The organism is Mycobacterium sp. 852013-50091_SCH5140682, from assembly GCF_001665685.1.
In the GTDB taxonomy this organism is placed as follows: Bacteria; Actinomycetota; Actinomycetes; order Mycobacteriales; family Mycobacteriaceae; genus Mycobacterium.
Genome location: NZ_LZTB01000063.1, coordinates 81,117 through 91,184, shown reverse-complemented (window position 1 = coordinate 91,184; position 10,068 = coordinate 81,117). Strand labels below are relative to the sequence as shown.

Annotated in this window: 7 protein-coding genes; 5 read left to right on the top strand and 2 right to left on the bottom strand. The window is 68.0% G+C overall.

From position 1 onward, the window contains the following. Positions 1-236 precede the first annotated feature (236 nt). The 4 genes from A5784_RS19500 to A5784_RS19485 all read left to right on the top strand — a co-directional run bounded on the left by A5784_RS19500 (position 237) and on the right by A5784_RS19485 (position 5,923). On the top strand, positions 237-1,553 hold the full coding sequence (locus A5784_RS19500) for a lipase family protein (RefSeq protein WP_082944944.1): 1,317 nt from the start codon (positions 237-239) through the stop codon (positions 1,551-1,553). A gap of 28 nt (positions 1,554-1,581) precedes the next feature. Beyond that, positions 1,582-3,435 (top strand): CocE/NonD family hydrolase, encoded by a 1,854-nt coding sequence (locus tag A5784_RS19495; protein WP_064946544.1) that lies wholly within the window; start codon positions 1,582-1,584, stop codon positions 3,433-3,435. Positions 3,436-3,492: 57 nt separating this feature from the next. Beyond that, entirely contained in the window at positions 3,493-4,188 is a 696-nt protein-coding gene (locus A5784_RS19490; RefSeq protein WP_064946543.1) for a zf-HC2 domain-containing protein, read from the top strand. Between the two features lie 133 nt (positions 4,189-4,321). Further along, the gene (locus A5784_RS19485) at positions 4,322-5,923 is read left to right on the top strand and encodes a WD40 repeat domain-containing protein (RefSeq protein ID WP_064946542.1); all 1,602 of its coding nucleotides are present in this window, start codon (positions 4,322-4,324) and stop codon (positions 5,921-5,923) included. On the opposite strand, the gene A5784_RS19480 is transcribed toward A5784_RS19485, so the two are convergent. Both A5784_RS19480 and A5784_RS19475 read right to left on the bottom strand, forming a co-directional pair. Further along, positions 5,920-6,546, bottom strand: coding sequence for a DUF5134 domain-containing protein (locus tag A5784_RS19480; protein ID WP_064946541.1), 627 nt, complete (start codon positions 6,544-6,546; stop codon positions 5,920-5,922). The two genes, A5784_RS19485 and A5784_RS19480, sit on opposite strands and share 4 nt — an antisense overlap. After that, the gene (locus A5784_RS19475; RefSeq protein WP_064946540.1) at positions 6,543-7,982 is read right to left on the bottom strand and encodes a PepSY-associated TM helix domain-containing protein; all 1,440 of its coding nucleotides are present in this window, start codon (positions 7,980-7,982) and stop codon (positions 6,543-6,545) included. The genes A5784_RS19480 and A5784_RS19475 overlap by 4 nt, the downstream gene beginning before the upstream one ends. 47 nt (positions 7,983-8,029) lie before the next feature. Between A5784_RS19475 and A5784_RS19470 the strand changes: the two genes are divergently transcribed. After that, complete coding sequence (locus A5784_RS19470) at positions 8,030-10,039, top strand: cytochrome c oxidase assembly protein (protein WP_082944941.1); 2,010 nt, start codon at positions 8,030-8,032, stop codon at positions 10,037-10,039. Positions 10,040-10,068 lie beyond the last annotated feature (29 nt).

Genomic DNA, 10,068 nt, shown 5'->3' with positions numbered 1-10,068 from the left:
AGCCTGACACGCTGCACGCGCTGCTGGTCACGCCGGTGTGGTTCATCGTGCTCGGCATCGCCTGGACGGTGCTGCGGCGTCGGCCCACGCACGTCGCCCGCGAAGCCAAGTTCCGCGCGGAACTGAACGACACCGCGGCCGACTGACCGTGCCGCAGGCCGGCGGTGCCGAACATGGACACCGCCGGCCGCGCATCGTCGTTACAACTGCATGCCAATCTGTTAACCTTGCCGACCATGCGTCGGCTGTGGGGGGCTTTGTGCGTGCTGCTGCTTTTCGGGAGTGTGGGTGCGACGCCGCACGTGCGCGCCGACCCCGACCCGACCCTGCGCAACCATGACCCGATCTTCAACGAGGATCAGTACTCCGAGTTCTACACCCCGCCTGACCCGCTGCCCGCCGGTGCGCCAGGAGATCTGATCCGCACCGAACCGTCCCGGTTGGTGCTGGAGCCCTCCGGGCAGCTCGGTGCGATCATGGCCGCGGGAACGCGAATCATGTACCGCAGCACCGATTCTCGGGGAAATCCGATGGCGGTGACCGGCACGTACTTCGAGCCGCAGAACGATTGGCCCGGCAAGGGGCCGCGGCCGCTCATCGTGTACGGGCCCGGCACTCAGGGGCAGGGCGACCAGTGCGCACCGTCGCGGCAGTTCAATCAGGGCATCCACTGGTCGCCGTGGCTGGATATCGCGTTCAACTACGAAGAACTGTTCGTCGCGACCATGGTGGCGCGCGGTTTCGCCATCGTGATGACGGACTATCAGGGACTGGGCACCCCGGGCCTGCACACCTACGTCAACCGGGTCGCCGAGGGCAACGCCATGCTCGACGCGGGGCGAGCAGCTCTGAAACTTCCCGGCACGTCGCTGGATCCCCATGGGCCCGTGGCATTTTGGGGCTACTCCCAGGGAGGGGGTGCGGCCGCGTCAGCCGCCGAGTTGGCTGCGTCGTACGCGCCGGACCTGCATGTGGTGGGCACCTATGCGGGCGCGCCACCCGCCGACCTGAAGGAACTGTTCCCCTACGCCGACGGCAGCGCCCTTGTCGGCGTGGTCGGGTACGCCATCAATGGGGTGCTGCAGGCGTATCCGGAAGCGGCGCAGGCGATTCACGACAAGCTCACGCCCCGCGGGGAGGACCTTCTCAACAAGGTTGCGGGCCAGTGCATCGCGGAGACCATCACCAAGTTCATGTTCCGGCATCTGCAGCCGTACTTCACCGAAGACATTCACCAGCTGGTCAACGAGGAGCCGTTCAGCGGCCTGTTCGACCTGCAGAAGATCGGCCGCTACAAGCCGAACGCGCCGGTGCTGATCAACAGCAACCGCTACGATCCGCTGGTGCCCTGGACGGCGGCCAACCAACTGGGTCGGGACTGGTGTGACAAGGGCGCCGATGTGGAGTTCCGCACCAATGAGGAGCCTCCGTTTCTCAACAAGCTGGTGATCAACCATGCGCTGCCCATGCTGGTCGACGGCGAGGCGGCCATGCAGTGGATCGCCGACCGGTTCAACGGAATACCGACGACGCCCAACTGCGGACAGTTCTGACCCGACGCCGCAGCGATACGCTCGCTGGGTGCCCCACGCGATCCGTGCCGTCATCGCCATCCTGGTCAGCATCGCGCTGGTTCTGACCGGCTGCACCAGCGGGCAGGATGCGGACACCCGGCGTCCCTTCCCCGCGGCGGCCGGACGGGGGCCGTGCGACGTGACGACCGAGCACGATGTACCGGCCACCATGCGCGACGGCACCGTGTTGCGCGCCGACGTCTACCGTCCCAAGACCTCCGACGCAGTACCGGTGATCCTGATGCGCACCCAGTACGGCAAGTCCGGGGCGCAGACGGACGTGGACCGCTTCGAGCCGCCCGATTGGTTCGCGTCGCACTGCTATCTGGTTGTGGTGCAGGATATTCGGGGTCAGGGCAACTCGGGCGGCGTGTTCAGCGAGTTCACCCACGACATGGACGACGGTTACGACTCGGTGGAATGGGCGGCCGCCCTGCCGGGCTCGAACGGCAAGGTCGGCATGTACGGGTCGTCCTACGTCGGGGCCACCCAGTGGCTGGCGGCGGTGACCACGCCTCCGCACCTGGTGACCATCGTCCCCGCGAACACCGCATCGGACTACTACGACGGATGGAACTACGAGGGCGGGGAATTCCGGTTGGGGTTCGTGCTGCCATGGGCGATCGAGGACATCGCCACCACCGCCGCGATCAACCGGGATGACAAGCAAGCCGTGGCGCAGCTGAACGCCGCGGCCGCCGACCCGACCCGATGGCTGAATTTCCGTCCGTTCAAAGACCTTCCACCGATGCAGCCCGCCAACCCCGTGGTCGCGCCGTGGTATTTCGACTGGATCCGGCACAGCACCCGCGACGACTTCTGGCGCCGGTTCAGCATCAGGGACCGTTACCCCGCGGTGAAGATCCCCGTGCTGCACGTCGAGGGCTGGTACGACGCCTTCCTGGCCGGTGGCATCGAGAACTTCACCGGGATGACGACCCATGGCGGCAGTGATCTGGCGCGGACCAACCAGCGGCTGGTCATCGGGCCGTGGGACCACGTCGGTTGGGGGAGACCCGACTCGGTGGTAGCGCCGATGCTCAAGGACATCGGGCCGGTGGGCAACAGTCCGATCAACGAACTCCAACTCGCCTGGTATGACCACTTTCTCAAGGGTCAGGACAACGATGTGGCCGGCCCGCCCCGCGTCGACTACTTCCTGATGGGCGCCAATGTCTGGAAGACGGCACCGAATTGGCCGCTGCCGCAAACACACTGGACCAACTGGTACCTCTCCGGGTCTGGCGGGTTCGCCGACCGGGAGGGGCAACTCACGGCGCAGCCGCCGGCTGCGCAACCGCCTGACACCTATCTTTATGATCCGGCCTTCCCGGCTCCCAGCCTAGGTGGGCACTCCTGCTGCGGAGCGTTGAACGGTCCGCAGGGGCCCTACGACCAGACTCCGGTCGAGCAACGCTCCGATGTGCTGGTGTACAGCTCGGCGCCGTTGACCAAGGGCACCGAGATCACCGGCCCGGTCACGGTGACGCTGTGGGCGCAGTCCACCGCCGTCGACACCGACTTCACCGCGAAACTCGTCGTCGTCAAACCGGACGGGCAGGCGGTCAACCTCAACAACGGCATCGTGCGGACATCGTTCCGCGATTCGCTGTCCGATCCGACGCCGACCACCCCGGGGCAGCCCTACCAGTACCGGATCCAGGTCTGGCCCACCAGCTATCTGTTCCGGGCGGGCGACCGCATCCGGTTGGAGGTCTCCAGCAGCGACTACCCGCAGTTCGCGCCCAATCCCAACACCGGGGCCCCGTTCGGGCAGGACACCAGGACCCAGCAGGCCACCCAGACCGTGCTGCACGATCCGGCCCATCCGTCCTCGATCACCCTGCCGGTGATCGGCTGAGGGCAGCGGTCACCACCCGCGGGGAACGATCGGGCGCCGCTGCGCGACTATAGGAGGGTGAACTGCGAGGTGGCGCGCGAGGCGCTGTCGGCCCGGCTCGACGGTGAGCGCGAGCCCGTGCCGTCGGCGCGCGTCGACGAGCACCTGCGCGAGTGCGCTGACTGCCGTGCCTGGCGCGACGCCGTCACCGATCAGGCGCTCGACCTGCGCCGGCTGGCCGAACGCCGCCCCACGCTCACCGCCCTCGAACACTCCGCCGAGCAGCCCCGGCGCGTGAGGCTGGGCTGGCGGCGCGGGGCGCTGCTCGCTGTCGGCGTGGTGCAGATCCTGTTGGCAGCCGTACAGGGACTCGGGCTGAGCGTCGGGCTCGCCCACGACCACGGCATGGGCGGCGGGCACCTGCTCAACGAGTCGACGGCGTGGTCGGCCGCGCTCGGCGCGGTGATGATCGGCGCGGCGCTGCGGCCCGTCGCGGCCGCAGGCCTGGCGGGGGTGTTGAGCGTGTTCGCCGCGGTGCTCACGGTGTACGTCGCCGTCGACGCGACGATGGGCGCCGTGACGCCGGTGCGAATGCTCACGCATCTACCCGTGCTGCTCGGTGCGGTCCTCGCGGTCCTGGTGTGGCGCGATGCGTCGGCGTCGGGGCCGGAACCGGGACGGCACGCGGCCGAGCCCGATATCACCTTGCCGCACAACGCATCCCGAGGGCGTCGGCGCGGTCATCTGTGGCCGACGGACGGCTCGGCGGCCTAGGCCCCGGTTTTTCGAGTAGTGCACTACGCGGGACCACGGTGCGCCCGCAGGCCGAGACTGATCCGTGTCGACGGGTCCGGGCACAGGGACTCGGCTCAATCACCTGCTCGACTAGGACGGCTCGGAGGGCGTCATGTCGAAAAAATTTGTCATCACACCGGGTGGGCGGCGCGCCGCCGAACTCGTACACCAAGTCGCGCCGGATGAGGTGGTCCACGTCGCCGACGGCAGGATGCGCCATGTCACCCGGGCGGGGGAGATGCTCCGGGATGTCGGACCGGTACCGCCGCATGAGCCGGGTGTTCCGCTGATGCCCGCGAACGTCATGCAACCTCCCGAGCAATTGCCCGACTTCGGAACGGGCTGGATCACTTTCGCCAACTTTCAGAGCGGCGCACCGCTGAAGTCGTTCCTCACGACGTGGGTGGTGCCCGGCGCGCCGCAGACCCAGAACGGACAGCTGCTGTACCTGTTCAACGGTCTGCAGAACAGCTCGATGATCTTGCAGCCCGTCCTGCAGTGGGGAGACAACGGCATCTTCGGCGGCGACCACTGGTGCGTCGCAAGCTGGTACGCCGACGGCCAGGGCGGCGCCGCCTCCTACACCTCACCGGTGACGGTGAACGTCGGTGACACCCTGGTCGGCCGGATGACGCGGGTCAACGGTGTGGGCGGCGACACGTTGGGTGCGCTGTGGACGTGCGAGTTCGTCGGGATCGCAGGCAGCAAGCTGACCATCCTCACCACCGACGAGCTGCTGGACTGCGTGCAGACTCTCGAGTGCTACTCGATCACGCGGGCCTCGGACTACCCGAGCTCGACCGACACCCGGATGCGGGCGATCGCCATCACCGACAGCGACGGTACTGCGGCCCCGCTGAGCTGGAGCCCCATCGACAAGATCACCGACTGCGGTCAGCACACCGTGATCGTGGACAACTCGCCCACCCACGGCGAGGTGCAGCTGTGGTACCGCGACGACATTCTGCCCGGATCCGCTGTGGCACAAGGACTCTGGAAGACGATCCTGCTCACGCATCAGTTGATTCCGATGCGTGACGGCAGAGTGTTGGATTGGGTGCCCGGCGATGGGACGTGGCGGTTGTGGAATTACGACGCGGCGAGCACGCATGATGTGTTGCCGGGCAATGCGGTGGCCAGTGGGCAGTGGCAGACGATCCGGAGCGGGCATCAGTTGATTCCGATGCATGACGGCAAGGTGTTGGATTGGGTGTCCGGCGATGGGACGTGGCGGTTGTGGAATTACGACGCGGCGAGCACGCATGATGTGTTGCCGGGCAATGCGGTGGCCAGTGGGCAGTGGCAGACGATCCGGAGCGGGCATCAGTTGATTCCGATGCATGACGGCAAGGTGTTGGATTGGGTGTCCGGCGATGGGACGTGGCGGTTGTGGAATTACGACGCGGCGAGCACGCATGATGTGTTGCCGGGCAATGCGGTGGCCAGTGGGCAGTGGAAGACCATCGGCTCCGGGCATCAGTTGGTCCCGATGCATGACGGCAAGGTGTTGGACTGGGTGCCCGGTGACGGGACGTGGCGGTTGTGGAACTACGACGCCACCCATGTGCACGACGTGCTGCCGGGTTCGCCGGTGGACATCGGCAACTGGTTCAGCATCCATACGCCCCAACAGCTCATCGTCATGCACGACGGCAAGGTGCTCGACTGGGATCCGCTCACCGGCGACTGGCGCCTGTGGCGTTACCAGCCCTAGAGCATCACCCCGAACATCACCGCCATCCCAGCGGCCATCATGGCCTGGCATGCTGCGCCGAGCTGGTATCGAGCCGGATCAGCTTGGCGCGCAGCGAAATAGCGGTACAGCCACCACACGGCCGCGGCCGCGAACACCACAGTGCACAGCCAGTCGACGGCGTCGATCCAGCCCGGATAGCCCGGGCCGGTCGACGCCTCGGTGGCGACGGACATGTCCATGCTGGGCATGTCCATCGCCATCGCCGAGGCCTGCGTGTCGTGATGGCCCGACATCATCTGGCCCGGCAGCAGCCCGCCGTTCATCACGGCGTACATCCACGCCATGGCCAGCATCATGACCGCGTGATACCCGGCGACGGCCCGGTGCGCAGCCGTCGTCACCGCGATCGCCGCGAACCACACGGCGGCCGCGGCGAAAAACACCATCGGCCCCATAGTGGGCAGTGCCGCACCCCGCGGCCACGCCATCACCGCCATGGCCACTGCCATGACGAAGTGCAGAAGGTGGCCCACCACATGCGTCCAGGACCGATGGCCGGTCGCGATGGCGTAGCCGCATTCCAGCGCGCTGATGACGAACAACGCCGTGACGATCCAGCGCAGGAAGAGATCGCCGATCACTGCCGCGCCCTCCGGGCCTGCCGCCGGCCCAGCGCGGCGTCGACGGCGATGAACGCGACCAGGGAGACCCCGAACAGCGGCGCGAAGTACCCGAAACCGGCCAGCGCGAGGGTGACCAACACCGCCTCATGCGGCCGTAGCCCTGCCAGCACGCCGCGGCGCGGACCGGCGGGCAGGGCCAAACCCGTTGCCCGAGTGGGCCTGCGACGCCACCACATCCGATACCCGAGCACAATGACCACGATCAGCGCGACCGCCACCGCGGCCAGCAGCACCTGGTTGACGACGCCGAACAGGATGCCCATGTGGGCCCCGACGATCCAGTCCGCCACCTTGGCCATGACCGGCCAGTCCGCGAAATCGACGCGGGCGGTCACCGCTCCGGTCTGCGGATCGACGGCGATGGCGTCGTAACGCGTCGGCCAGTCCCGCTTGTTCTCGGCGACCTGCCAGCCCTGAGTCGGTGCGGCCGGCGGGTACATCCAGATCGGATTGCTCAGCGCCGCATCGTGTGCGGCGCGCAACGCGGTATCGGCGCCGCGCAACGCCTGCGATTCGTCGAATCCTGCTGCGGCCGTTGTGATTCCGTGGTGTGCCACGACCGCGCCCGGTGTGCCGCCGGGCAGCGTGGTGTCCACCGATGGCGTCGACCAGGTCAGGTGGGAGCGGATCTCGCTGACGTTCGCGCCCGCGAAACGCGACCACGTCATGCCCGACACCGACAGCAGCGCCAGGGCCGCGATGATCCAGACGCCCAGCGCGCCATGCCAAGACAGCAGGCGGCGGCGGCCGGTCACGCCGGTGTCAGGGGAGGCGATCCGGCGCAGTTTCCCGGTGCCGATGCGATGCCCGATCCACAGCAGTAGACCGGCACCGGCGATCACCCACAGCCAGCTGGCTGCGAGCTCACTGTAATTGCGTCCGATCGCCCCGAGATGGAGGTTGCGGTGCAACTCGTCGAACCAGGCCCGCAGCGGCAGCCACTGCCCGTATGTCGTCAGCGCGCCGCGAATCTCGCCGGTGTAGGGATCGACGAACACGGTGCGGGCGTAGTCGGGCGGCACGTCGGCGACGTTGAGCGTGACCCAGGTGGTCTCGTCGGGCGCAGCCGGCGGCCGGATGCTGGCCACGGTGCCTTCGGGGTGGGCCAGGCGCACCGCGGCGATCTGGTCTGACAGCGGGATCCGGTGGTCGCCGACGTGCTCGACGGTGAGTTCGTGCCGGTTCACGAACGTGTCTATCTGAGGGATCAGGGCATAGAGCAGGCCGGTGAACGCCGCGATCAGAATGAACGGAGCGACGAACACCCCGGCGTAGAAATGCAGGCGCATCAGGACCGGGCGGAATCTGGCCCATGCCGAGGCAGGCGCCGCTTTCGAGTTCGGCGCAACGGGCCCGTCGCGGTCGACGGGATCTTCCAGCGGAGTGTGGCTCACGTGTGCATTGGTCGGTCGGGGGAGGCGGATAGTTCCCGCGGCCGTCAATGTCTACGACGGACGGTCGTAGACTCGTCGGCGAGTACCTGTCTCCGACGGAGGGCGTCACCCCGGTGCAATCAAGCCAGAAGCGCCCGCGGGCGAAGAGCGCCGCGGCGGCGATCGCGGCCGCGCTGGCCGGCCTGGTCGCCTACGGCCTGACCGGCCGCGCGGGCGTCTATGCGGCCACCGGCGACTCCTATCCGGGGGCGCTGACCGCGGCGGCACTGCCGGTCGGACAATTCGTCGCCACGCTGTGCGGCGCCGCGTGCCTGGGCGGCCTGCTGTACGTCGTCACCACCGCGCGGCCCGACACCGCCGGGGTGATCGACGAACAGGCGTTCCGTGTGCACGTGCTCGTCGAGCGGGCCGCCGCGATCTGGGCGGTGACAGCGCTGCTGATGGTGGCGGTGTCGGCCGCCAGCGCCGCCGGTGCCGACGCCGTGCGACTGATGTTGAGCGGCGCTGTGATTCCGGCGGTCGCGGCCTCGGAGACGTCACGGGCGTGGATCGTGGTGGCTGCCGCGGCAGCTCTCGTGGCGGTCGCCGTGCGATTGTCGGTCAAGTGGATCACGCACGTGGTGCTGCTGGTGCCCACCGCGGTGGCCGTGGTCGCAGTGGCGGTCAGCGGCAACGCCGGTCAGGGGCCCGATCACGACTACGCGACGAGCACCGCGATCGTCTTCGTCGTCGCACTGGCTGCGCTGGCCGGCTTCAAGCTGGCGGCGGTCGCAGGCCCGCCCGCCCCCGCGGTGGCGCGCCGGGTGCTGCTGCTCGAAACGCTCAGTGGCGCCGTCGCACTCGGCTACGGCACGATCCTGCTGATCCTGCTCGCCGGATCGGCGCTGCCGACCGACACCGGCTACGGGCGAGCCGGGTTGGGCGCCGGGGTGCTGCTGCTCGCCGTGTGGCTGGGCGACGTCACCGTGTGGCGTCGTGACGTCAGGCGGTACCGCGCGAAGGACGTCATCGACGCGGCCGCCGTGATCGGGGTGATGGCCCTGCTCGCCGCGATGGCCACCCAACCCGCGCCGCGGTTGCTGGCGCACCGGTTCACCGCCTGGGACGTGTTTCTCGGGTATGAGCTGCCCGAGCCGCCGAGCGTGCTCACGCTGCTGACCGCATGGCGGTTCGACACATTCATCGGCGTGGGTGCGATCGTCCTGGCAGGGCTGTACCTCGCGGGCTACCTGAGGCTGCGCCGACGCGGCGACGGCTGGGCGGCCGGACGGCTCGTCGCGTGGCTGGCCGGGTGTGCCCTGCTGGTCTTCACCACCAGTTCCGGTGTGCGGGCGTACGGCTCGGCGATGTTCAGCGTGCACATGGCCGAACACATGATCCTGAACATGTTCATCCCGGTGCTGCTCGTGCTCGGCGGTCCGGTGACCCTGGCGCTGCGTGCCCTGCCTGCCGCCGGTGACAGCCGGCCACCCGGGCCCCGCGAATGGCTGCTGTGGTTGGTGCACTCGAAAGTCACGGCGTTCCTGGCGAATCCGATGATCGCGTTCATCCTGTTCGTCGCGTCGCTGTACGTCGTGTACTTCACGCCGATCTTCAACACCTTGGCGCGCTATCACTGGGGCCACGAGTTGATGAGCCTGCACTTTCTGCTCGTCGGTTATCTCTTCTACTGGGGCATCATCGGTATCGACCCGGGGCCGCGGAAGCTGCCCTTCCTGGGCCGGCTCGGACTGCTGTTCGCGGTGATGCCGTTTCACGCCTTCTTCGGCATCGCGACCATGACCATGACCTCGGTGATGGGCGGACCGTTCTACCGCAACGTGGGCCTGCCGTGGCTGGGCAGCATCGAGGACGACCAGCATCTGGGCGGTGCAATCGCCTGGGGCTCAAGCGAACTGCCCGTCATCATCGTGGTCGTCGCGTTGGTGGCGCAGTGGGCGCGCCAGGACCGCCGCGCGGCGTCGCGCTCGGATCGCCACGCCGACTCCTCCTATGCCGACGACGAACTGGACGCCTACAACGCGATGCTGCGCGAGCTGTCTCGCGATCGGCGTTGATATTCAGTTCCCGGGAACCACAGGGGGCT

Excerpts from the sequence above, each read along its gene's own strand:
- A5784_RS19500 (WP_082944944.1), top strand. The coding sequence starts at position 237 with ATGCGTCGGCTGTGGGGGGCTTTGTGCGTGCTGCTGCTTTTCGGGAGT.
- A5784_RS19485 (WP_064946542.1), top strand. The coding sequence starts at position 4,322 with ATGTCGAAAAAATTTGTCATCACACCGGGTGGGCGGCGCGCCGCCGAA.
- A5784_RS19470 (WP_082944941.1), top strand. The coding sequence starts at position 8,030 with ATGTCTACGACGGACGGTCGTAGACTCGTCGGCGAGTACCTGTCTCCG.